At 35.4% G+C, this 23,031-nt stretch carries 24 protein-coding genes and 1 other annotated feature; of the genes, 12 read left to right on the top strand and 12 right to left on the bottom strand.

The genetic code is table 11. The annotated features are described in order from the left end of the window. The first annotated feature begins 62 nt into the window (after positions 1-62). On the top strand, positions 63-593 hold the full coding sequence (locus PSR14_RS08385; RefSeq protein WP_000806236.1) for a tyrosine-type recombinase/integrase: 531 nt from the start codon (positions 63-65) through the stop codon (positions 591-593). Positions 594-712: 119 nt separating this feature from the next. Then, positions 713-907 carry a DUF3924 domain-containing protein gene (locus PSR14_RS08380; protein WP_001094858.1) on the top strand — a complete coding sequence of 65 codons (195 nt, stop codon included), beginning with the start codon at positions 713-715 and terminating at the stop codon, positions 905-907. A 293-nt stretch (positions 908-1,200) separates the two neighbouring features. Here the strand turns inward: PSR14_RS08380 and PSR14_RS08375 are convergent, their stop codons facing one another. After that, positions 1,201-2,046: a DUF72 domain-containing protein gene (locus tag PSR14_RS08375; protein ID WP_000897346.1), complete on the bottom strand. Its 846-nt coding sequence runs from the start codon at positions 2,044-2,046 to the stop codon at positions 1,201-1,203. A gap of 160 nt (positions 2,047-2,206) precedes the next feature. Between PSR14_RS08375 and PSR14_RS08370 the strand changes: the two genes are divergently transcribed. From PSR14_RS08370 to PSR14_RS08360, 3 genes are all read left to right on the top strand, one after another. Then, a complete protein-coding gene (locus PSR14_RS08370) occupies positions 2,207-3,478 on the top strand; it encodes an ATP-binding protein (protein WP_000937251.1) in 1,272 nt (423 codons plus the stop codon). A gap of 243 nt (positions 3,479-3,721) precedes the next feature. Continuing rightward, positions 3,722-5,716 (top strand): Gly-Xaa-Xaa repeat protein, encoded by a 1,995-nt coding sequence (locus PSR14_RS08365; protein ID WP_406644187.1) that lies wholly within the window; start codon positions 3,722-3,724, stop codon positions 5,714-5,716. Between the two features lie 195 nt (positions 5,717-5,911). Then, positions 5,912-6,340, top strand: a complete 429-nt coding sequence (locus tag PSR14_RS08360) for a hypothetical protein (RefSeq protein WP_001265565.1) — start codon at positions 5,912-5,914, stop codon at positions 6,338-6,340. A 124-nt stretch (positions 6,341-6,464) separates the two neighbouring features. Here the strand turns inward: PSR14_RS08360 and PSR14_RS08355 are convergent, their stop codons facing one another. Next, positions 6,465-8,507, bottom strand: coding sequence for a transglycosylase domain-containing protein (locus tag PSR14_RS08355; RefSeq protein ID WP_000769281.1), 2,043 nt, complete (start codon positions 8,505-8,507; stop codon positions 6,465-6,467). A 312-nt stretch (positions 8,508-8,819) separates the two neighbouring features. Here PSR14_RS08355 and PSR14_RS08350 point away from each other — a divergent pair, with 312 nt between their 5' ends. The 3 genes from PSR14_RS08350 to PSR14_RS08340 all read left to right on the top strand — a co-directional run bounded on the left by PSR14_RS08350 (position 8,820) and on the right by PSR14_RS08340 (position 11,368). After that, a complete protein-coding gene (locus PSR14_RS08350; protein WP_000231448.1) occupies positions 8,820-9,440 on the top strand; it encodes a DUF47 domain-containing protein in 621 nt (206 codons plus the stop codon). Positions 9,441-9,451: 11 nt separating this feature from the next. After that, complete coding sequence (locus PSR14_RS08345; protein ID WP_000380271.1) at positions 9,452-10,450, top strand: inorganic phosphate transporter; 999 nt, start codon at positions 9,452-9,454, stop codon at positions 10,448-10,450. 117 nt (positions 10,451-10,567) lie between these two features. Beyond that, entirely contained in the window at positions 10,568-11,368 is an 801-nt protein-coding gene (locus PSR14_RS08340) for a sulfite exporter TauE/SafE family protein (RefSeq protein WP_000455758.1), read from the top strand. 293 nt (positions 11,369-11,661) lie between these two features. Here PSR14_RS08340 and PSR14_RS08335 read toward each other — a convergent pair whose 3' ends face one another. Continuing rightward, positions 11,662-11,889, bottom strand: coding sequence for a hypothetical protein (locus PSR14_RS08335; RefSeq protein WP_000882907.1), 228 nt, complete (start codon positions 11,887-11,889; stop codon positions 11,662-11,664). Positions 11,890-12,058: 169 nt separating this feature from the next. Between PSR14_RS08335 and PSR14_RS08330 the strand changes: the two genes are divergently transcribed. Beyond that, positions 12,059-12,571 carry a Crp/Fnr family transcriptional regulator gene (locus PSR14_RS08330; RefSeq protein ID WP_000600590.1) on the top strand — a complete coding sequence of 171 codons (513 nt, stop codon included), beginning with the start codon at positions 12,059-12,061 and terminating at the stop codon, positions 12,569-12,571. A gap of 32 nt (positions 12,572-12,603) precedes the next feature. Here the strand turns inward: PSR14_RS08330 and hmpA are convergent, their stop codons facing one another. From hmpA to PSR14_RS08315, 3 genes are all read right to left on the bottom strand, one after another. Next, positions 12,604-13,812: an NO-inducible flavohemoprotein gene (gene hmpA, locus PSR14_RS08325; RefSeq protein ID WP_000947704.1), complete on the bottom strand. Its 1,209-nt coding sequence runs from the start codon at positions 13,810-13,812 to the stop codon at positions 12,604-12,606. A gap of 159 nt (positions 13,813-13,971) precedes the next feature. Continuing rightward, the gene (locus PSR14_RS08320; protein ID WP_048557193.1) at positions 13,972-14,490 is read right to left on the bottom strand and encodes a hypothetical protein; all 519 of its coding nucleotides are present in this window, start codon (positions 14,488-14,490) and stop codon (positions 13,972-13,974) included. Between the two features lie 114 nt (positions 14,491-14,604). After that, the gene (locus PSR14_RS08315) at positions 14,605-15,702 is read right to left on the bottom strand and encodes a site-2 protease family protein (RefSeq protein WP_000794507.1); all 1,098 of its coding nucleotides are present in this window, start codon (positions 15,700-15,702) and stop codon (positions 14,605-14,607) included. Between the two features lie 151 nt (positions 15,703-15,853). Between PSR14_RS08315 and PSR14_RS08310 the strand changes: the two genes are divergently transcribed. Continuing rightward, positions 15,854-16,051 carry a hypothetical protein gene (locus tag PSR14_RS08310; RefSeq protein ID WP_001053353.1) on the top strand — a complete coding sequence of 66 codons (198 nt, stop codon included), beginning with the start codon at positions 15,854-15,856 and terminating at the stop codon, positions 16,049-16,051. Between the two features lie 104 nt (positions 16,052-16,155). Here the strand turns inward: PSR14_RS08310 and PSR14_RS08305 are convergent, their stop codons facing one another. Then, positions 16,156-17,007 (bottom strand): hypothetical protein, encoded by an 852-nt coding sequence (locus PSR14_RS08305; RefSeq protein ID WP_000824720.1) that lies wholly within the window; start codon positions 17,005-17,007, stop codon positions 16,156-16,158. A 108-nt stretch (positions 17,008-17,115) separates the two neighbouring features. Here PSR14_RS08305 and PSR14_RS08300 point away from each other — a divergent pair, with 108 nt between their 5' ends. Next, positions 17,116-17,892, top strand: coding sequence for a class I SAM-dependent methyltransferase (locus tag PSR14_RS08300; RefSeq protein WP_001122121.1), 777 nt, complete (start codon positions 17,116-17,118; stop codon positions 17,890-17,892). Positions 17,893-17,931: 39 nt separating this feature from the next. Here PSR14_RS08300 and PSR14_RS08295 read toward each other — a convergent pair whose 3' ends face one another. Beyond that, on the bottom strand, positions 17,932-18,141 hold the full coding sequence (locus tag PSR14_RS08295) for a hypothetical protein (RefSeq protein WP_000880630.1): 210 nt from the start codon (positions 18,139-18,141) through the stop codon (positions 17,932-17,934). A 283-nt stretch (positions 18,142-18,424) separates the two neighbouring features. Then, positions 18,425-18,683: a binding site (T-box leader), on the top strand. A gap of 56 nt (positions 18,684-18,739) precedes the next feature. Here PSR14_RS08295 and brnQ3 point away from each other — a divergent pair. Next, a complete protein-coding gene (brnQ3, locus tag PSR14_RS08290) occupies positions 18,740-20,095 on the top strand; it encodes a branched-chain amino acid transport system II carrier protein BrnQ3 (RefSeq protein ID WP_098487266.1) in 1,356 nt (451 codons plus the stop codon). A gap of 23 nt (positions 20,096-20,118) precedes the next feature. On the opposite strand, the gene PSR14_RS08285 is transcribed toward brnQ3, so the two are convergent. The 4 genes from PSR14_RS08285 to liaF form a co-directional block, all read right to left on the bottom strand. Then, positions 20,119-20,388: a DUF3992 domain-containing protein gene (locus tag PSR14_RS08285; RefSeq protein WP_001997062.1), complete on the bottom strand. Its 270-nt coding sequence runs from the start codon at positions 20,386-20,388 to the stop codon at positions 20,119-20,121. Positions 20,389-20,512: 124 nt separating this feature from the next. Next, the gene (locus PSR14_RS08280; protein ID WP_000598709.1) at positions 20,513-21,145 is read right to left on the bottom strand and encodes a response regulator transcription factor; all 633 of its coding nucleotides are present in this window, start codon (positions 21,143-21,145) and stop codon (positions 20,513-20,515) included. Next, on the bottom strand, positions 21,142-22,197 hold the full coding sequence (locus PSR14_RS08275; RefSeq protein WP_000744320.1) for a sensor histidine kinase: 1,056 nt from the start codon (positions 22,195-22,197) through the stop codon (positions 21,142-21,144). Before PSR14_RS08275 ends, PSR14_RS08280 begins: the two co-directional genes overlap by 4 nt. Further along, complete coding sequence (liaF, locus tag PSR14_RS08270; RefSeq protein WP_000716087.1) at positions 22,197-22,937, bottom strand: cell wall-active antibiotics response protein LiaF; 741 nt, start codon at positions 22,935-22,937, stop codon at positions 22,197-22,199. Before liaF ends, PSR14_RS08275 begins: the two co-directional genes overlap by 1 nt. Positions 22,938-23,031: the final 94 nt, after the last annotated feature.

Below are 23,031 nucleotides of genomic sequence, written 5' to 3'. Positions count from 1 at the left end.
CTTTATAGTTAGAAACAAGTTAATCCTTTCCTTTACACATATAAAAGAGGAGAGTGCGTGAAATGAAACAAGCAGGACAACCTATTCAAAATGAAAAACAATTAGAAACTATCAAAAATATACTTTTACAATCTTCGAAACGTGATGGCTTATTATTCGTATTAGCTGTAAATTCTGGCTTAAAAGTAAGTGAAATCTTACAATTAAAAGTTAGTGATGTAATCGATGAAAATGAAAATGTTCGCCATTCCATTTTATTTTACAATGAAAAAGTAAAGAAACATAAATGGTTCGCTGTAAATGAAGACTTACAGCACGCAATCGAAGACTACATGAAAGAACGTAAAACTTGGAAACGTAATGAACCATTATTAAAGTCTCAAAAAGGAACAAAATCTATTACGAGACAACATGCGTGGTACATTTTAAACAAAGCTGCAAAAGAAGTTGGATTAGAAGGGATTAGCTCACATACACTTCGAAAAACTTGGGGATATTGTGCATACAAATCAGGTGTTGATATCGCATTTTTACAACACTTCTTTGATCATAGTACTCCATCAAAAACTTTAAAGTATATCGGTATTGCTTAATAACTCTTATACATAAAAAAGGTTACCATTTATAAATGGTAACCTTTTTTATGTTTCACATTCTCTTTTCTTGTCTCTCCTATATTGTAGTGGTACTCTAATAGTAAGGGGGAGAAATTATGAACACTTTAACAATTGAATTACCGAAAGAAACGGCTGAAAAACTTGATTTATTAAAACAAGCTTATGAAAAGAAAACAGGTGCTTCTATTTCTGAGAGCACTCTTGTTCAAACACTTATCTCAAAAGAATTTATCCAAGCGATAACTCCTTTTGATTTACAACAATTCATCACTGGAAAAGAACAGCATTAATTGCTGTTCTTTTTTTATACGTTATCAGGAGCTTGCTAGAAATTTACCTCGAAACAACTCATTACTTCAGCCAAACTTCTATTAGAGATCTCCCTATCGCTCCTATCTCCTAAAAAGTTTTTTATTTATTTTTAGGAAAACTATTGACAATGATAATGATAACCATTATCATTTATTACGAAGCCAACAATTGATGAATCAACCAAACGCTCAGTAACATTGTTACCCCTCTTTTTCATATAGAAAGGCACTGTACATTCCCCCTGTTTGTACAGTGCCTTTCTTGTTTATTATCACTCAAACAAATTTAATTGCTCAGGCTTTGGCTCACCATATGTAATGTTCATCATTTTCATAAGCTGTTTCGCATTATCAGCTGCATCTCCGCCTGAATTATTGTTAAATAGTACATATATGTCCTTTGTCTTCTTTTTTAATTGTTCTAGTCTTTCTACCCATTCTTCTAATTCTTTATTGTTATAGCGATATAAGCAACGAACCGCTCTCCAATTTTCTCCTTTATCAAGCCAGCCATGAACATTCCGGCCATGGAAGCGTATTAACACCATCTCTGCACTCGTTACTTCTAATACGAGCGGTACTGACCCCATCCCTGCCTGTGGCTCATCACAAATTGTATGAATCCATTTCTCCTGCTCTAGAAACTGTAACGTCTTATCTCTCATTTCTGGATAAAACCATGTTTGATTTCGAAATTCTATCGCACACGGCAAACCTTCCATTTTTTCTTTCGTATATCGGAGAAAATCTACATTCTTCTTTTTACAATCAAACCATGGTGGATATTGAAATAAAATCGTTTTTAATTTACTAGCTTCAATTAAAGGAAGAATAGATTGTTTATATACATCAAACATCTCATCGAACGTAGAAAAAGGAATCTCTCCTTTCATATGTCCTGTCATTCCTTGATATGCTTTTACGATAAAAGAAAAATCTTTCGGTGTTTCCATTGCCCATTTTGTATAATTTCGTTCAGGTTGCATCGCATAAAATGAACTGTCCACTTCTACTATAGGAAAATACTCACTATATGTTCGTAATTTATTTCTATTTTCATAGGGGTCTATATATAAAGAATCATGATCTCCCCACCCTGTTACTCCAATGAAAAGCAAATATATTCCTCCCTTTTTCACTTCACTTTCTATCCATTCTACCCACTTTCTGAACACTTTGACCAATCAATTTCATTAAGTAGTCCCATCTTTAAGAGTATTCATATAAAAATATGATATACTAGATGGAAGAATTTTTAAATTGAGGGGTTATTTATTTATGCTTCCAAACGATGATATTATATCTCATGAAAAACGAATAGAAGAACTAGAGAATAAAGTACGTTTTTATGAAGAACTTGTAAATCAATTACCACATCATTTCACATATAAAAATCCACATATTGGTTTACAAATAAAGAAAACGAGATCGAATCATTCCATTCAAAACATACAAAAAGAGAATAAAGAGGCTGACTTTCAACTTACTTGCGATTCATTATTTTTATTTAAACAACTTGAAACATACTTTATTCATATTTTTGATGCTTTTTCACATCATGTAACCTTTGTTGATAATAAAGGAAATATAACTTTATGTAATCAGGCTGCAGCAGATGATTTTGGTGTAGTACGAAATGATATAATTGGAAAACCAATTCAACAATTACTAAAATTGCCTGAAGAAAAAATTAAAGCTCTAGAAACATTAAGAACAGGCACAGAAATATATAATGAAGAAGTTTTAGACAAAAACTATGGCATTTTAAATAACCGAATTATTCGTGATTATAACGGAGAGATTTTTAGGGTTATTAGTGTTTTTCATTATTTAAACACAGAACGTGATGCAGAAAAATTTTCGTTAGCAGGGCGAATCGCGGCTGGTATTGCGCATGAAGTACGTAATCCTCTTACAACCGTACGAGGATATTTACAATTTTTACAAGAAAATGTTTCTCCATCTAATAAAGAACTATTTAAAAACTTACTTATTCCTGAATTAGATCGCGCAAATAGTATCATTACAAAATTTTTATCTATTTCAAAAACACGGGAATTTACAAGAGAACCCTTTCCCATTAATACGTTTTTACGTGAGTATATTCAACAGTTACTAGCTAGTGAAGTCTTTTTACATAACATTTCAATTGATTATAATTTTTCTACCGAATTAGATGATATTTTAGTTCATATTGATCGTCATGAACTTGTGCAAGTTTTTTTAAACTTATTCCAGAACGCTGTCGATGCTCAAGGAGAAAAAAAACTTTCTATACAAATTACTAGTTACCGCCTTGATAATTTTGTTCGTATTACTTTCACTGATAATGGGACTGGTATTCCACCAGCGATTCAAGAATATATCTTTGATCCATTCTTCTCAACAAAAGATTCCGGTACAGGACTCGGCTTGGCAGTAACGAAAAAAATTATTCAAAATCATAATGGTACATTAAAAATGACTAGCAATGAAGATGGTACTACTTTTACTATTTCAATTCCAATCTTACCTAAAACAGCCCTTGAAAGATTAAATCAAGACAAATAAAATCCAATCCACAAACTGCATGTCAATTGTTAAATCCCTTAACAATCGACATGCAGTTTTTTATGTTGAACTTTTCTTCTTTACATTATATGAAACCTTCTCTATATCTTACTTATTTGTTTGCCAAGCGGGCCAATTTCTTATTTTTTTAGAAATGGTAGTTTGTCCATCACGAATTCAGTATAAATTTCATTTTAATATATAGTAATGACTATTGATTCTATGAAAGAAAGGAATGAAAAGATGAACAATAAAAATAAAGGAAAAGTATTTTATGGTAATGACTGTTGCGAAGTCAGAGCTTGTAGTCATATTAACATCTCTAAGTCCGAACTTATAGAATTTGTTAGACTCCTTCAAGCTCTTGGCCAAGCTATTCAAGCTGTCTTTCAGAACCCTTCTCAAACTAATATTGATAACTTGATAGCGGCGCTCAATAACTTACAAAAATTTCTCAATTGCTTAGATTTATCCCCAGCACAAAAACAAATTGGAAATTCTATCATTGCTAATCTATTAACTATTTTAAGAACAACACCTTTCTCATGCGGAGCATTATACGTTGAACTACAAAGTCTGCTTAATTATTTATTGTATATCGCTAAGTTATTCAAAGTAGATTGTTGTACGACCGACAAACTAGTTAAACTCATAACAGAGATCCAAGCTATCCTAGTTCAATACGGATCAGGTTGTCTTGGAGGCGGAGGCGCTACGGGTGCTACGGGTGCTACCGGTGCTACCGGTGCTACTGGCGCTACTGGGCCTCAAGGACCGGCGGGGGCTACTGGGCCTCAAGGACCAGCGGGGGCTCAAGGTGCCACTGGACCTCAAGGACCTCAAGGTGCCACTGGACCTCAAGGACCTCAAGGCGCTCAAGGACCGGCAGGTGTTCAAGGCGCTACTGGACCTCAAGGGCCTCAAGGCATTCAAGGGCCAGCAGGGGCTACTGGCGCTACTGGTGCTCAAGGACCTCAAGGCGTTCAAGGACCGGCAGGGGCTACTGGCGCTACTGGACCTCAAGGCGTTCAAGGGCCAGCAGGGGCTACTGGCGCTACTGGTGCTCAAGGACCTCAAGGCGTTCAAGGACCGGCAGGGGCTACTGGCGCTACTGGACCTCAAGGCGTTCAAGGACCAGCAGGGGCTACTGGCGCTACTGGACCTCAAGGGCCTCAAGGTATTCAAGGGCCAGCAGGGGCTACCGGTGCTACTGGACCTCAAGGCGTTCAAGGACCAGCGGGGGCTACTGGCGCTACTGGTGCTCAAGGACCTCAAGGCGTTCAAGGGCCAGCAGGGGCTACTGGCGCTACTGGTGCTCAAGGACCTCAAGGCGTTCAAGGACCAGCGGGGGCTACTGGCGCTACTGGTGCTCAAGGACCTCAAGGCGTTCAAGGGCCAGCGGGGGCTACTGGCGCTACTGGTGCTCAAGGACCTCAAGGCGCAACAGGGGCTACTGGTGCTCAAGGACCTCAAGGTGTTCAAGGACCAGCAGGGGCTACTGGCGCTACTGGTGCTCAAGGACCTCAAGGCGTTCAAGGACCAGCAGGGGCTACTGGCGCTACTGGTGCTCAAGGACCTCAAGGTGTTCAAGGGCCAGCAGGGGCTACTGGCGCTACTGGTGCTCAAGGACCTCAAGGACCAGCGGGGGCTACTGGCGCTACTGGTGCTCAAGGACCTCAAGGACCAGCGGGGGCTACTGGCGCTACTGGTGCTCAAGGACCTCAAGGTGTTCAAGGGCCAGCAGGGGCTACTGGCGCTACTGGTGCTCAAGGACCGGCAGGCGCAACAGGGGCTACTGGTGCTCAAGGTGCTACTGGTGCAACCGGACCAGCGGGTACACCAATTCCTGTAACGATCGCGGCAATCGGAAACTCAAATCCACAAACTATATCACCTGGAACAAACCTTCAATTCAATCAAGTGTTTGAATTAACTAATATCTCTTTCAATGATACTTCAGATACTTTAACGATTTTAGAAACAGGCGTATATGATATTAGTTTCTCAGCGTCTACAACTTTCCCAGGGTCTTCACCATTTGGATTCGGTATTTCATTCAATGGTCAACCACCTACTCGTAATTTCTCAACTAACGTTATCGGTAGTGCTGTTTCTTTCTCTACAATTGTTACTTTACAAGCTGGTACAACGATTGCTATACAGCCTACAGCAAACACTATTTCAATTCCTAACACAGGCGATACAACAGCAACACTATCTGTATTCCGAATTTACTAATTTTCGCTTAAGAAGTATATTTATAATAATATGTATCGTTTAACCGTGCATTAAATCTCTCTTTATATAGAAAGGAGCACTTATTTGGGAGGATAAGTGTTCCTTCTTTACGTTTCTTTACCTCAAATTTACTCTATCTTAATCCTTATTTTGTATGATAAATAGTGAAGTCAAAGATATGAAAGAGGGATGAAAATGAGAGTTATGTCACTAATACGCATTTGGTTTGCACTTATGGTATGCATTATTTTATGTGTAGGATTTTTTTTAACTCTAAAATATTCCACTATATCAAAAGCAGAGAGAAAAACTGCTCCATACAAACTTTTGTATACAAAACAAAGCAACATCCCTTATTCCAATTCCACAAATAATGAAAAAAGGGTTATAAAAGGAATGCTTATTACGAAAGCTTCTAGTTCCGAGGCGTTACTCCAAATTGCTGAAACGATTAAAAATCAGTATACAAATAAAAAAATCGATGAAATTACACTTTCTATCCACAATGAAAATAACGGTAATTACGAAGAAGAATTACCTTACGAACCTATTAGTAAAGGCAAAATAATCGTAACATACGATTCCGAATCCTTTGGCAGTACGAATATTGTACTTAACGAGTAATCTCATGTATCTCAACGGATATGGATTAATAGCTAATTAAGATAGACAAAAATCTCTACCGATTAAAATTTTATTTTGTTTTCATACAAAATAAGAGGCGAATTTTTTTATTCGCCTCTTTCTTTTACCAAAATGAAGGAATCCATTCTTTCACTTTATCAAGCCACTCTTGTTGCTCTTGTTTTCGTTGTTGTTCCTCTTCTTTCCTTCTCTTCTCTTCTTCTTTTCTTCGTTTTTCCTCTTCTATTGTAGTCAATTGTTTTTTATAATCAGCCTCAGATATGAGCGATAACTGAAATGCTTTTTGAGCTGGATTTGCGTTCGCTTTTTTCATAATATCCCGGAACATTGTCGTCGTAATTTGACTACCACCCGGAACATAATGATCGCTATCGGTTTTATCATATCCTACCCAAATCGCACCTACTAAATCTGGTGTGTATCCAACAAACCATGAATCCTTTGCACCGGTGCTCGGGCCATTTACAATTTGAGTAGTTCCTGTCTTACCTGCCGTATCAACATTATTAACTTTTGCCTTTTCGCCCGTTCCCTTTTCGACAACACCTTTTAATAAATATGTCATTTTTTGAGAAACTTTCTCACTCGTCACTCGTGTCTCTTTCTTATACCACTTTCCAAGCGTTTCACCTTCAGCATTTTGTATCTCCCTAATTGCATGAGCTTCCACTTGGACTCCGTCATTTGCAAATGTACTGTATGCTTGAGCCATTACAAATGGAGATGTCCCCACATGCATACCGCCTAAAGCAATCGGATACGTACGATCTTCTGGCACTAATGGAATACCAAATCGCTCTAAAGATTTCAATCCTTTATCTAATCCAATTTGTTCTAATAGCCACACAGCTGAAACATTATACGACTTTGCTACGGCTTCATACATTGTCACATCACCGTGAAAAGTATGATCGCTATTTTGTGGTTTATATTCTTTAATGTTAAATGGTTCATCTTTTAATATATCGTATACTTCATATCCTTGTTCTAACGCTGGTACATATACAGCCAAAGGTTTTAACGTTGAGCCCGGTTGTCTTTTTAATTGGGTTGCATGGTTAAACTGTAAAAACTGATACGGCCCTCTGCCTCCAACTAAAGCTGGTATACCACCTGTTTTGGGATTCATAAGAACTACACCCGTTTGCATGAGTTGGTCTGAGCCACTATCTTTGAAATAACTATCATTATTCACAACGTCTTCTACGGCCTGTTGTTTTTTCGGGTCAAGCTCTGTATAAATACGATAACCACCTGCTAAAATTTCATTTTGTGTTAATTCGTACTTGTCCATCGCCTCTCTAACAATATAATCTACATATTGAGAGTATTTTCCCTTGTATTTATCATCAACGCCACGTTTTAACACAAGTCCACTCTCTTTTTCTTTATTATACTGTTCGTCCGAAATATACCCTTGCTCTTTCATTAAACTTAATACGACATTACGTCTTTCAATTGACTTGTTAAAGTTTTTATAAGGTGAATACGCAGATGGTGCTTTAATCAAGCCCGCAATCGTTGCTGCTTCTGAAATTGTTAAATCTTTTACATCTTTATCAAAATAAGATTTAGCTGCTCTTTTTATACCCCAAGCACCTTCACCAAAATAAATTTGGTTCATATACATTTCAATGATTTCATCTTTCGTATACGTACGCTCTATTTTTTTTGTTAAAAAATATTCCTTAATTTTTCGAGAGTATGTGCGGTCTTGTGTCAGAAATACATTTTTCGCAAGTTGTTGTGTAATTGTACTTCCCCCTGCTACAACTTCTCCTGCTGTAATATTTTTAAAAACTGCACTTATAATTCCACTATAGTAAATCCCGTGATGGTTAAAAAATTCCTTATCTTCTACTGCAACAATGGCCTGAACCATAATATCAGGAATATCTTTCTTTTTTACGCCTTCTGTTTTAGAAGAAGCTAATTTAGTCGCAACTTCATTATTTGCATCATAAATTAAGGTCGGCTGCGGAACAGCTTGCTTTAATTCAGATATGTCTTGAATAGAAATTATTATATTTATAGCAATAAATAGAGTAGCGAGCAAACTTCCTAATACAATTAATGAATTACGAAGCTTCTTCCTCTTGTTGAACCACTCCTGCATTTTTTTTAAGTGAGTGTTCTTCAATTTCATTCGTTCACTTCCTTCGTTTGTTTACACTCTTCTTTTCAAAAGGAAGAATATACCTCCTTTTAAATTTATTATAATAACGTAGTCTTTCCTGTAGTGTAAAGCTTTTCTTTCACATTCATACTTTTTGCAAGAAAAGGACATTCTACAAGTAAGATATTCAATATTGATTATTAATATTATTAATACAACAATAAGAGTTATGTTAAGTTTTTGTAAACTTTTCGATAAAATGTTTTAAAAAACGACAGTTTTTTGTTAGAATTGACTAGCCAATATATTTTACATATATTACTTTTGTGGGGGTAACTAATAATGGTCTTTAAATCAAAAAAAGATAAATTTTCTGAAATGTTAATGAATGTTTCCGAAAATTTAAAAGAAGGCGCGCAGTTTTTCGTGGAGTATAAAATTAAAAATGCTAGCGATTTAAAAGAGTTTTCTATGCGCATGAAAGAGTATGAGTCAAAAGGTGACTCATTTATTCACGAAATCATTATGGAGCTAAACAAAGCGTTTATTACTCCTATTGAACGTGAGGACATCCTACAGCTTGCAATGAGTATGGATGATGTATTAGACGGATTAGATCATAGTGCTGGTCTATTCGAAATGTATTCTATTACAGAAGCTGATGAATACATGATTAAATTCGTAGAAGCAATTAATCAATGTGCGATTGAAATTGCAAACTCTGTTGAATTAATGTCTAACAAAAAATTAGTCGACATTCGTACAAATGCGATTAAGATTAAAGATTATGAATCACAATGTGATGATATTCGCCGTCACGCGATTAAGCACTTATTCTCTCGTGAAAAAGATCCAATTAAGATCATTCAATACAAAGAGATTTACGAAGAGCTTGAAGAAGTAGCGGATAGCTGCCAAAGCGTTGCAAACGTATTAGAAACAATTATTATGAAGAACGCGTAAGGAGTTTGATCATGGATACACTCTTGATACTGACCGTTTTAGTAGTCATTTGCGCTTTAGCTTTTGACTTTATTAATGGATTTCACGATACAGCAAACGCTATTGCAACGGCTGTTTCAACGAAAGCTCTAAAGCCTAGACATGCAATTATTATGGCAGCTATTATGAACTTTTTAGGTGCGATGACATTTACAGGTGTAGCAAAAACGATTACGAAAGATATCGTTGATCCGTTCGCTTTACAAAATGGTTCTCTTGTAATTTTAGCCGCTTTACTTGCAGCAATAGCATGGAATTTGATTACTTGGTACTACGGTATTCCAAGTAGTTCTTCGCATGCAATCATTGGCTCCATCGCAGGTGCAGCTATCGCTGCTGCTGGTTTTAGTTCATTAAACTTTAAAGGATTCATAAAAATTATTGAAGCTTTAATCATTTCACCAATTATCGCATTTGTTATTGGTTATATCGTATACAGTATTTTTAAAGTCGTCTTTAAAAACTTTAATTTAACGAAGACGAACAAAAACTTCCGTATATTCCAGATTTTCACTGCTGCATTACAAGCTTATACACATGGTACGAATGATGCGCAAAAAGCAATGGGAATTATTACAATGGCTCTTATGGCGAATAGTTATCATACTTCTAGCGACATCCCGTTCTGGGTACAATTATCTTGTGCCATTGCAATGGGTCTTGGTACTTCTGTCGGCGGATGGAAAATTATTAAAACTGTCGGTGGACAAATTATGAAAATTCGTCCTGTAAATGGTGTAGCTGCTGATTTATCATCATCTCTTGTTATTTTCGGGGCAACATTCATTCACTTACCAGTTAGTACGACGCACGTTATCTCCTCTTCTATTTTAGGGGTTGGTGCTTCTCATCGTGTAAAAGGTGTAAAATGGGGAACTGCAAAACGCATGTTAATTACTTGGGTTATCACACTTCCTATTTCAGCTTCATTAGCTGCTTTATTTTATTCTTTATTACACTTAATCTTTTAATTAAAAGTCGTCTTCCTTATTTTTCTAGGAAGACGACTTTTTTGTGAACAAAGCTTTTTCTCATGAAAAAGCGTGTATAATAATTGGTGGATAAGTTATATAGAGGAGTTGGCAATTTTGGAATACATCATGTTACTTTTCATCGGGCTAATCGCCGGGACAGTCGGGAGTCTAGTCGGACTTGGCGGCGGAATTATTATTGTTCCGTTATTAATCGGATTACATAGCCTGTCACCACAACTTGCAGTAGGAACTTCAATGGTAACAGTCGTTTTTACGGGACTATCTTCCACCCTTACTTATATGAAGCATAAACGAGTAGATTACAAAAGTGGACTTATTTTATTTATCGGGAGTGGCCCTGGTGGTATCATCGGCTCGTGGGCGAATAAATTTTTAAACCAAGATACATTTTCTTTATATTTTGGGATTTTTCTTATTTTTGTCTCCATTCTTCTTATGTTACGAGACAAATTAAAACCCCTTTCTTTATCAAATATGACTGTAATCAAGCGCTCTTTTACAGATAACGAAGGAAACACTGTACACTATCAATTCCCACCGCTTCTCGCTATCTTTATCGCCTTTATAGTTGGTTTTATATCTGGATTATTTGGAATTGGTGGCGGTGCTTTACTTGTTCCAGCAATGATGCTACTTTTTGCATTCCCAGCACATATTGCTGTAGCAACTTCGATGTTTATCGTATTTCTATCAGCAATTGTAAGTTCTGCAACTCACATCTCCCTTGGAAATGTCAGCTGGATTTACGCATTAATTCTTATTCCTGGTGCATGGATTGGTGGAAAAATCGGGGCATATATTAATACAAAATTAAGCGGTAACGCCGTAATTAATTTATTGCGTATCACATTAATTATTCTTGGGACTAGATTAATCATTACTTCTTTTTTATAACGCGTTCTTTTTAGAATGCGTTTTTTTTATACACATGAATATAAAAATCCTCCTAAGAGAACAAATAAAATTAGACAAACACATAATAACATGTAATTGGAAATATGTACTTTCTTCACGTTGACCACTCCTATGACTGCGACTGTTATCTTTATGATAGCGAAAAAATAATTCAGTTGCAGTTACAAAGTGCTAACAATGCAAAATCATTTATTACAAATTTTATCCTTATATTTCATTTCTTTGTATATTCTATCGGTTTAATAAAAAAAGATGTCATATTGACATCTTTTTTAATGAAGAAGTGACCATCCCATAAAATCTTCATGTACTTGGCACGCCCTCTTATCGTTTCGATCATATAATTCAGCATAACTATCTGTTTCTTCATCATAAGCCATCGTATAAATAATTTGGCCGTCTACTTCAACGGATAACACGACTCCACCTTTCATCTCTTCTACATGAATGATGGCATTCGCTGGAATTCTCATATCCGTCATTTTTATCGCATCTAACAATATACTAAACCCCCTACAGCGTATTCATTGCTAGTACTATTACACACTAAATAGTATACTACTGTAATAGCATATATTTCGTCAATGAAATTGCTGTTGTAAAGTATATTATCTTTATACATATACGCTAAAATAAAAGAAATAGAGATGTTTAAATGGGGGGCTAACATTGATTTTACACAAAGGAGATGTACTATTCCGTCAAGGTGAGGACGGTCCTTTATATTTTATAAAAACAGGTTTATTAAAAGTAGTAAGGTTAGAAGAAAATGGAACACCATTTCTATTCAATATTATCGTTCCAGGAGAAACGATACCTCACCATTCTTTAATTTCACCGAAGGAATATCACGGTACAGCAATCGCTTTAATGAAAACAGAAGTTGAACCTATAATGAGTAATGAATGGTATGATCAACTTCAAGCGGATCCTGCATCATATGCAAATATCGCTATGCAATTACAGTCAAAATTAAGAATGATGCAGCAACGTATCGACCAATTGACGACCGTCTCTCCGAAAGAACGCCTTCATCGCTTACAAGAATGGTTCACACTATATTTAGGTGACATTCCTATATATGAAATATTAACGCAAACTGAAATTGGTCAACTGATTGGTATACGCCGTGAAACAGTAAATCGACTATTACGAGAACAAATAAAAAACGAGGTAAAATAACACCTCGTTTTTTTTGCTTCTTAAAGCTCAATTTATTGTAAACTTGCTGCTGGACCGAAAAATTCATAATGAATATGTTCTTGTTTCACACCTAAATCAGTTAGTACAGCATTTATATGTTTCATAAATGGTATTGGACCACAGAAATAAAACTCTGCTTCAGTTGTCGGAATAATAGTTTGTAACCATTCTCTTTCAACAAAACCTTCTTTATCAAAGTTCTTCATTTCTAAATCTTTTTCAGTTGGTGCAGAATAACAAGTATATGCTTTAACTTGTTCATATTCATTATCTACTGCCTCAACGTGTTCTTTCATTGCATGTGTATTACTATTTATCGCTGCATGAACAAAACATACATTACGTTTTGAATCTTGTTCAATTAACGTATTTAGCATACTCATCATTGGTGTAATACCTACTCCACCACTAATTAAGACAACTGGTAAAGTTGAATCCATATTTAATACGAAATCTCCTGCTGGTGCACTTACTGGTAACATATCGCCTTCTTTTACATGATCATGTAAGTAATTAGATACTTTACCATCCGGCGTATCTATACCTTTTTCTTTCTTTACACTAATACGATAATATTCTTTTCCAGGAGCATCTGATAAGCTATATTGACGATTATGTGTATATGTTTCACCTTCGATATTTATTTGAACCGTTACATATTGTCCTGGGATGAATGAAGAAACTTTCCCTCCATCTTCAGGTTTTAAATAAAATGACGTAATAACATCGCTTTCCTTCACTTTTTTAACAACTACAAAGTTACGGAAATCTTTCCATCCACCTTCTTTATGTGCCGCTTCTTCATACATCTCTGCTTCAATGCTAATGAATGCATCAGCAATGACACCATACGCTTCTCCCCATGCGTTTAATACTTCATCAGGTGCACCTGCGACCTCTTTAATTGCACGTAATAAACATGTACCTACAATCGGATAATGCTCTGCTTTAATACCTAAACTTCTATGCTTATGACCAATTTGTTTTACAACTGGAATAATAGCTTCTAAATTATCAATGTACGTTGCAGCTGCATAAACAGCATTCGCTAACGCTTGTTGTTGTCTTCCCTTTTTCTGATTTGTATGGTTGAAAATATTCAATAACTCCGGATGTTCCGAAAATAAAATTTCATAAAATCTCGTTGTAATTTCAACGCCTTTTTCCTGTAATAATGGTACTGTTGACTTTACGATTTCAATTGTTTTTTCACTTAACATTGTATCCCACTCCTCTATTTCCTTAACTGTTTTTAGTTTAACTGAATTGTATAATACAGATTGTGATTTTAATCACTATTAACACGGTGTTTTTGTGAAAAATATATGAACATTGAACTTACAAAATAAAATAAGCCAACTAGAATGCTAGCTCGCTTATTATTTAGACTGTATCGCTTGTTCAATTACCCTTATATCTTTCCCATCTCCAACTTCTGTATACCCCCAGATGTTCGTTTCACCCCTATATTTATTTACAATAATGTCTAAATCATGGTATACACGATGTGCATACACTACATACTCAATATTTTGGAGCTCCACACCTTTTTTTACAATTTCATAGCTTCTATTTACATCACGTTTTATTTTTTCATTCTTTATGTCTGTATGTATATTTTTTAACGATGATTCTTGTTGTTGAAACCATTGTTTAAATTGGTTCCAGTCCCCTTCCGTATAATTCTCTGCTTTACCATAATTTAAGAAATTATTATAACTTTCATGTGTCATACGAATAAAATCTAGTACTTTTGTCTCTTCTTGCACATCTTCCATTTCAGCTGTTGTACTTACCTCAGCGGGCTTATTCGCATAATGTAATAATACTTTCATAAGACTATAGCTCGCAATGATCATTACGATAATAATCACGAATACATTTAACAATTTCTTCATATACAGAACTCCTTCTCTACTAAAGATATTACAATGTATGACTATACTTGTAACATTCTCTCGTAGAAATATAATTCCTGTATAAATTCTTCCTATCATTTCGACAATATTCTTTTATACATTTCTCGTTGGCAAATGTTCTTGTAAAACAATATATCCTTCATAAGCTGCGTAGCCAAGTATAGCCATTAATCCGATATAACAAGCAAATACCGTCCATTTCGTTTTTGTATCCACTTTATAGTAGTTTTCCTGTTGTCTCTTTTCCGCATCCCATTCCTCTAATTTTCTTTCTGACATTTCAAATGCTTCTCTTATATGAATGGTATGTGTTTCTTTTTCATCTTCATACGGGACGTAATCCAGTGGCTCAAACTTCGGTAACAAATACTCTAACACTTCAATCTTTTGAAATTCTCCTGTTTTTAATTCTTTCTCTCTTTCTTTTTGCCTTAATACATTTATTTCATGTTGCATCATATATATATTTCGATGCACAGCACCAGTTTCTTTTAACTCCTCTTCAAGCCTTGCAACATATTCTTTCATTCCATCAATTTTATATCCTAATTCCTTAATTGGCTCATCTCTTTTTATTACTCTATACAATTCCATACAGCCGATAATAACAATAAATCCTCCCAAAATACTTTTAAAATAAATTGAATACCCAAGTAATAAAACAAGCCCCGCTCCCCAAATTTTCGTACTTACAACTGAAATAATCCGTCCCCCGTCTAACGGAGAAACCGGAATTAAATTAAAGAAATTAATCATACTTCCGAGTAAAATAATGAGCGCCCAAAACGGCTCTTTCGTTATCATATAAAGTGGAATAGCCGGTAAAAATGAAAATAATCCGAAAAGAGGTCCCATATAGGCAATATATGCTTCATCTTTTGCATTTTTAGGCATCTCTTTCATCCCAATAAGAGCCCCCATAAATGGAATAAATATTGCTGGCGATGTTGGTATACCTTTCCTTTTCGCAGCCCATAAATGGCCCATTTCATGAATAAACAACAAATAAATGAGCGCTACCCCAAATTTCCAACCATATATAACCGCGTACGCACCAAGTGATAGAAACATACTAAATACCGTTGAAAACTTTGCTAATTTAAAAATTGCAAATACCCACTTTAACTTAGAAAGTAAAAATAGCCCTATTGCAACAAGAATTCCCCATAATCCTTTTTTATTATTTTTCATATTCCTCTCCTTTATCTTTCATTAATGAATCATATACATTCATCAAAGCTTGTTCTTTTCTCTATTATGACATATTTTTTTCTATTGTTAGAAATAATGTTTATATAATCCATTTTTAGCCAAAAATATAAATAAAAGGAGGTGCACACAATTGAATTTACAATCTCTCATAATAGGCGCTCTATCGTTTTTAGCTTCAACTCTTATTTTTTATACTGTTAGTTACGTATTATTATTAGATTTGTTGCCCAATCACGTATTTATTGCCCTTATCATCCTTTCCGCTCTTATGATTTCTTTCCTTATTACACGAAAATCAATGAATGAGCCATCTGCAAAAGCAAAGTAATAGAGAGGGGCGTCCCCTCTCTATTATCATTTCCTAGGAAAGTACATATAAAATTGACAAATTTTTATTCACCCCAATCCGTAAAAACTAAATAAAGATTCACTTTACCTTTGTAAATTCATTTTTTCACCATACTCTTTAACAATTTGAATAATATTTTGAAAAACACCTATTTTTTCTTGTTTACTATTTAATATTTTTAAATCATAATTTTCATAATATGTTTCTAATGACTTTAATTGTGATTCTGAAGCACCTTGTACCGGAACAGTAGCATGCAATTCATACTGTTTATATCCTTCCTTTACCTTTTCTCCTAAGATTTTTTCACTCTCTTTTGCTCCAATTAATTTTTGAACTTTTTCTGGAAAAATAACCTGCAAATAGTATTTTTGTTCCTTCTCTAACTTGTTGTATAGTGATTGTGAAATCGTATACCGTACTGTATAATTCACTTTTTGATCGCCCGCTTTAATATGAAACGCGGTAATCTGCAAATCTTTTTTCGTTACTTCCGTTAAAGGACCTACTTGTATCTCATCTTCTTTTTGTTCTGATACATTTGGAAATATAGCCAAAAGCTTTTCTGTATCTTTTTTATTCAGCATATACATAGCTTTCTTATGTTGTATCCATCCTCGTCTATCCTCTCCTCTTAGCCATGCATAATATGTTTCCTTTTTCCCATCTCTACTAATTTGTATTTCATATTCAGGTTCACCGAAGCTACCTGTTATTTCTTGTTTCTCAGCTTTATCGATAATGTCTATTACTACATTAGCTTCAGATTCTTGTAACTTTTTCTCTTTATCTTTTTTTTGTATAACGGTTACCTCTATTGTTTCTTTCACTTCATTCACCGTCTCTTCCACTTTTTTTGTTTCTTTTTTTGGCTCAACTTGACTACAAGATGCTAGTAACATAGCAAATAACAGCACTACATATTTCCTTTTCACCTAAATCCCCCTTTTACAATAAGAAACTCTTATAATCTTCATATAAAAAACAAAAACGTGACACACTATAAAATACGCTATACTAAGCATTGAAAGGAGGTCTTTTTCATGCCCATTAATTTTCACGATGCAAATAATAAATACACATACGCACAGCGAAACGCCCATATTTCTTGGAGAGAAATGATAAAAAATATTACAGACATACAAAACAAACGAATAATTGATATCGGCTGTGGTGGCGGGATTTATACGAAAGAACTTGCTCTTATGGGAGCAAAAAGTGTTGTTGGGCTTGATTTTTCAAAAGAAATATTACAAGCTGCAAAAGAAAACTGTAATGGATTTTCAAATATTTCATTCATTCACGGTGATGCACATAGTACTCCATATCCTAACGATACATTCGACATTGTTATTTCGCGTGCGGTTATTCATCATTTGCAAGACATTCCTACATTTCTACGTGAAGCTTCTCGTATATTAAAGAAAAACGGTGTACTTATTGTACAAGACCGAACCATTGAAGATTGTACAATTCCTGGAAGCCCTGAACACATTCGTGGATATTTTTTCTCTATATTTCCGAAACTTATCGAAATAGAATCAAAAAGACGACCAAAAACCACCACGATACAACAAGAATTACAAAAATATTTTCTTCACGTGTTCCCCACTCAAACACAATGGGAAGTACGAAAAATACATGAGTCTGTCGAAGCATTATTGCAAGATTTATCCCCCCGAACAGGTCGATCCATTCTATACGAATTAACAGATTATGAACTTTCTCAACTTCTACAACAAGTACAGACTGCCTTACAAAACGTCTCTCCTATTATCGAAAGGGATAGGTGGACCATTTGGAGCGCCATGAAGTTGTAAGGAAGGAAGCCTCACAAAATAATGTGAGGCTTCCTTCTTTCATAATCTAATTTTGCAACACTCTTGATACCCTCCACTTCTGGCCTGTGCACTTCCACACTTCGGACATACTAAATATCTAGACTGATTTGTCAACAAACTACCTTTTTGAAAGAGTAAAACTTCTGCTTGTTTAAACGAACGCGAATAATATAACCACATAAAACCAATTATAGCAATAATGCCAAATAATACTCCCATCGCAAGCATTCCAGTCACCTCTTTTGGTTTGTTCTTTCCAGCAAGTGGATTGTTGTATTATTCTCTGTAAATTCAAATAATCCCTTCTTTACTCCTATAAATATCAACTTTCTCCGCAAACTTTACAATTCTCTACAACTTTTTACTCCCATTTTACAATCCAATTTACATCCCCCTTTACCTCAAAAAAAGAATATTATCTCAAATAATTCCGCATATAAATATATCTTTTCCAAAAAAATATTGACTTTCAAAAAAAAAACATGTAACAATACTGTCAGAATACTTGAATAAAAATTCATTGACGAGAACGAGTACGTTATAGGACTGTCCCCCAGAGAGTTGGCGATTTGCTGAAAGCCAACGTTCAGTGCATAACCGAAAATCATCTCCGAGAAGTAGAACCGAATGTTATAGTAAGTTCTTACCGGCTGTCCCCCGTTACAAGGAACACGTATCATGTTGTACGTTGTAAAGCCGTATACATATAGACTCATTTCTACATGTATAAATTAGGGTGGTATCGCGGGTAAATATAACTCGTCCCTTTCTTTAGGGACGAGTTTTTTGTGTTCTTACAAATGAATGTAAAAAAGGAGGAAAAACAATGAACACTGTATCAAAAAAACATATTTTTTTCACGGGTCTTATGCTATTTTCTTTATTTTTTGGGGCAGGTAATTTAATTTTCCCTCCCATGCTTGGACAAAATGCAGGTGAAAACTTTTGGCCGGCAATGATTGGATTTTTACTAACAGGAGTCGGTTTACCACTACTAACTGTTATCGCAATTTCTCTATCAGGAAATGGTATGCAACAACTTGCAAGTCATGTTCACCCATTATTCGGAATATTCTTTACGGTAGTTGTATACATTGCCATTGGTCCTTCTATGGGTATTCCACGCGTTGCAAATGTCGCTTATGAAATGGGTGTAAGTTCTTTCTTACCAGAAACAATCCGTTCTAGCAGCCTAGTGCTATTTGTATATACAATCATATTCTTTGCTATCGTATATTGGCTGAGCTTGAATCCATCTAAACTTGTAGATCGCATTGGAAATATATTAACACCTATTTTATTACTCTCTATTTTCTTATTGTTTGTTAAAAGTGTATTTACACCACTCGGGCAATCAGGACCAGCGATGCAAGAGTATCAAACTTCCCCGATCTTCAAAGGATTTATGGAAGGATACTTAACGATGGATACCATTTCAGCACTTGCATTTGGAATTATCGTTGTAAATGCTATTCGCTCTAAAGGTGTGAATGATCGTAAATCCATTGCCATCGCAACAGCAAAAGCAGGACTTATTGCCGCTACTGGTCTCGTACTTGTATATGGTGCGCTTGGCTGGCTCGGTACAACTAGCGTCTCGCTCGGATATGCAAAGAATGGTGGACAATTACTTACTGTTATCGTACAACAATTATTCGGTCCATACGGCTTACTTCTACTAGCTCTAATCGTTACACTCGCTTGCTTAACGACATGTGTTGGACTCGTATCTGCATGTAGTCAATATTTCTCAACATTATTGACTAAATTTTCATACAAAACATTCGCAAGTATCATTTGTGCTTTAGGGTTACTAGTTGCTAACTTAGGTTTAACAAAAATCATTGCCATCTCTGTTCCAATTCTACTCGTTGTATATCCAATTGCAATCGTACTTGTTCTACTATCGTTACTTTATAAATATTTTGGTGGATATCGTTCTGTTTATGTAGGTGCTTTAATTGGAGCAGCTATAGTGAGCGTATTTGATGGATTAAAACAAGGAGGTATTTCAGTTTCATTTATCACATCATATTTTGAATTTATCCCTTTATATAATGAAGGCATAGGCTGGCTAGTACCTGCATTAGCTGGAGCTCTTATTGGCCTTGCAATCGCTAAGCTAAGTGGCGCGAAAAAAGTTCCCTTACTAACCGAATCTCGTGAAGTAAAAGCATCCTAAAAAAACTCCCAAAAGGGAGTTTTTTACTTTTGATAAGCAGTATGATTAAAACTGCTTATTTTATACGCTTTCGTATAATAGTCGATATTTGTATCCACTGTTTCTACTTTGACAACATCGTAGCACTCTTCTTGCTTTATTAAAAATAAATAGTACTCTTCTGTCGCCTCAACAATTGCAATTTTATCTGTTTCAACATTATATTGTTCACAAAGCGCTTGTAATGCGTTCACATAATCCCCTAATTTTTTTGATTTATCCATGCCAAATATCGTTTGAACTAGCATATACATTCTCCCCTTTGTATGTACTGTTAACAACTAAATGATAACGCTTACATTTATTAGCGTCAATAAAAAGATTTTGTACAAACTAATAACCAGTGGGGACCACCCCACTGGTTAAAATTTCACTTTCTCATTTCGTCAATTGATGTCGAAACGCATAAATAACTGCCTGTGTGCGGTCACTTACATTTAGCTTATTTAATATATTGCTCACATGTGTCTTTACTGTTTTGAGGGCAATAAACAACTCGTCTGCAATCTCTTGATTACTTTTCCCCTCTGCAATTAATAACAAAATTTCAGACTCTCTTTCTGTTAACTCCTCATGCAAAGGTTGTTCTTTCTTCTGACGCATACGAGACATCATTTTACCAGTAACTTTCGGCTCTAATACCGTTTCTCCATCATAAGTAGCTCGTACAGCGTCTGCTATATCACTCGCTCTTGATGTTTTTAATAAATAACTTGTCGCTCCGGCCTCAATAACAGGATACAATTTCTCATCATCTAAAAAGCTCGTTACAACTACAATTTTTGCTTCTGGCCATTCTTGAATAATAGCACGTGTTGCTTCAACACCATCCATCTCATCCATGACAAGGTCCATCAAAATAATATCCGGCCTTAATTGCAAAGCTAACTCTGAACCTTTTCTTCCATTTTCAGCTTCTCCAACTACTTCAATATCTGGCTGCGTTGATAAATATGCTGATACACCCATTCGAACCATTTCATGATCATCCACTAGTAATACTTTAATCATGATTCTCCCCCTCTCTCAATCATAATCGGTACTTTTACTTCTATTTGTGTACCTTTATTTGGAAAACTAAGTACCTTTAATGTCCCACCAATTTCATGAACACGCTCTTGTATTGACCTTAATCCGTAAGAACCAGCCTTATTCACTCCTACTTTAAAACCTACACCATCATCAATAATTTTCAATATTGCATATTGATCAATTTTTCGAAGACGCACTTCTGTTTTCTTTGCCTTCGCATGACGTAAAGTGTTAGATAGCGCCTCTTGTACAATGCGGAATAAGTGATCTTCTACACCTTTTTTTAATTGAATCGGTTCAATTAACCATTCAATTTTCATATGTTGCTTTCTAGATAGTTCTGTTAATAATTCTTCTATACCTTCTGTTAGTTTCTTACCTTCTAACTGTACTGGGCGTAAATGAAGAAGCAATGCTCTCATCTCTGATTGTGCATTTACAACCATATTTTCAACAAGTTGCAACTGCTTTTTCGTCGTTTCTGGAAATTCAGCTACTTGTTCATTAATAGCCGACATCATCATCGACATTGCAAAAAGCTGCTGACTTACAGAATCATGCAGCTCCCTCGCCAATCGATGCCTTTCTTGGGAAATCGCTTCTTGTCTCATCTCTTCATTCCAATGAGCTCGTTCATTCGTTACTTTTTGAAAGAGTCCAGCTTGCTCCTCTAATCGACGAGCCAGACCGATTACTTTTCGTTCCACTTCATGAAATTCATCATCTGCAGTAAACGAAACATCGCTTGGAAAATTCCCTCGCTCCACTTCAAATAGAAACGTATTTAACCCTTGTATACGCTGCTCTATATAGTAACCGATTGCATATCCTACAATTCCCCCGATAAGTAAACTTGTAGTCATAATAAACAAGCCAATTGGAACAGAAGCGATGGATTCCTTCCATAATAAATCATATACTTGTTGCTCACTTTTCCATACATATACAATTGTACAAATGAGTGCGATACTAACTGAGGACAACATAGAATAACGAATATACATCCACGAAATATTTTTTTGTTTCTTCATTATACTTTCCTCACTTCCGTATCGCCTACGACAAGCGAAGAAATAATTTTAATACGACGAGGAGCCTCTTTATACTGCTCTGTTCTAAATGTAACATTGCGGTTAAACCCTGTCTCCTCATGACCTGGCAAGAGCACACGTCCGACAATAACAGAATGATTTAAAGACAGTTCAATATCATATGGCACATATAAACGAATATTACCAACGACACCCCGAATAACAATTACCGTTTCTCCTTCTGGAATCATGGCAGTTGTTAAATCTATTTCCACATCACAAGCACCATATTGAACATTTATATCCTCAAGTTCATAAATATGATCCATCATTCGTACATTGCCTACAAACATATTTTTCAAATATGGTTCTGTACGATATATTTGCTTCTCTTCGTCTATAATCCCTTTTTCTTTAATTTCAACCTTCATTGCCTTTTGCTTATGTCCTTGTTGAATCAATTGATAACCAATTAAAGCTAAACAAGCAAATACGACAAGAACAAATGCTGCTGATGAAAATAAGAAGAATAAAAATACGATACCACCAATAAATAAAAATACATTTCCCCGTACATAACGATTCTTTTTACGATAATGTCTTCCAAACATAAGCATAATAAATGCAAAAATGAGACCACCTGGTTCAAAATGTCCAAGTATCATATCAAGAAAAAGACCGAATCCAAATATGATGAGGAGCATCCCCATTAATTGTGTCTTTGAAAAATGTTTCTTCATTTCAGCTCCCCCCTTCTTGTCACATATACATAGAAGAAAAGGCATTGCTTTCCAACACCTTTTCTCCTATCACTATATCATAAGCCTGTTTTAT

The organism is Bacillus sp. A01H (genome assembly GCF_045277205.1).
Lineage (GTDB): Bacteria > Bacillota > Bacilli > Bacillales > Bacillaceae_G > Bacillus_A > Bacillus_A paranthracis.
The sequence above is the reverse complement of the archived record's forward strand: the minus strand, read 5'-3'. Positions and strand labels throughout refer to the sequence as shown.

Bases quoted from the DNA above. Each gene is read 5' to 3' on its own strand.
- PSR14_RS08300 (WP_001122121.1), top strand. From the start codon at position 17,116: ATGCCCATTAATTTTCACGATGCAAATAATAAATACACATACGCACAG.
- PSR14_RS08360 (WP_001265565.1), top strand. From the start codon at position 5,912: ATGAGAGTTATGTCACTAATACGCATTTGGTTTGCACTTATGGTATGC.
- PSR14_RS08320 (WP_048557193.1), bottom strand. From the start codon at position 14,490: ATGAAGAAATTGTTAAATGTATTCGTGATTATTATCGTAATGATCATT.
- PSR14_RS08370 (WP_000937251.1), top strand. From the start codon at position 2,207: ATGCTTCCAAACGATGATATTATATCTCATGAAAAACGAATAGAAGAA.
- PSR14_RS08315 (WP_000794507.1), bottom strand. From the start codon at position 15,702: ATGAAAAATAATAAAAAAGGATTATGGGGAATTCTTGTTGCAATAGGG.
- PSR14_RS08355 (WP_000769281.1), bottom strand. From the start codon at position 8,507: ATGAAATTGAAGAACACTCACTTAAAAAAAATGCAGGAGTGGTTCAAC.
- PSR14_RS08365 (WP_406644187.1), top strand. From the start codon at position 3,722: ATGAACAATAAAAATAAAGGAAAAGTATTTTATGGTAATGACTGTTGC.
- PSR14_RS08280 (WP_000598709.1), bottom strand. From the start codon at position 21,145: ATGATTAAAGTATTACTAGTGGATGATCATGAAATGGTTCGAATGGGT.
- brnQ3 (WP_098487266.1), top strand. From the start codon at position 18,740: ATGAACACTGTATCAAAAAAACATATTTTTTTCACGGGTCTTATGCTA.
- PSR14_RS08345 (WP_000380271.1), top strand. From the start codon at position 9,452: ATGGATACACTCTTGATACTGACCGTTTTAGTAGTCATTTGCGCTTTA.
- PSR14_RS08285 (WP_001997062.1), bottom strand. From the start codon at position 20,388: ATGTATATGCTAGTTCAAACGATATTTGGCATGGATAAATCAAAAAAA.
- PSR14_RS08295 (WP_000880630.1), bottom strand. From the start codon at position 18,141: ATGCTTGCGATGGGAGTATTATTTGGCATTATTGCTATAATTGGTTTT.
- PSR14_RS08380 (WP_001094858.1), top strand. From the start codon at position 713: ATGAACACTTTAACAATTGAATTACCGAAAGAAACGGCTGAAAAACTT.
- liaF (WP_000716087.1), bottom strand. From the start codon at position 22,937: ATGAAGAAACATTTTTCAAAGACACAATTAATGGGGATGCTCCTCATC.
- PSR14_RS08275 (WP_000744320.1), bottom strand. From the start codon at position 22,197: ATGAAGAAACAAAAAAATATTTCGTGGATGTATATTCGTTATTCTATG.
- PSR14_RS08350 (WP_000231448.1), top strand. From the start codon at position 8,820: ATGGTCTTTAAATCAAAAAAAGATAAATTTTCTGAAATGTTAATGAAT.
- PSR14_RS08385 (WP_000806236.1), top strand. From the start codon at position 63: ATGAAACAAGCAGGACAACCTATTCAAAATGAAAAACAATTAGAAACT.
- hmpA (WP_000947704.1), bottom strand. From the start codon at position 13,812: ATGTTAAGTGAAAAAACAATTGAAATCGTAAAGTCAACAGTACCATTA.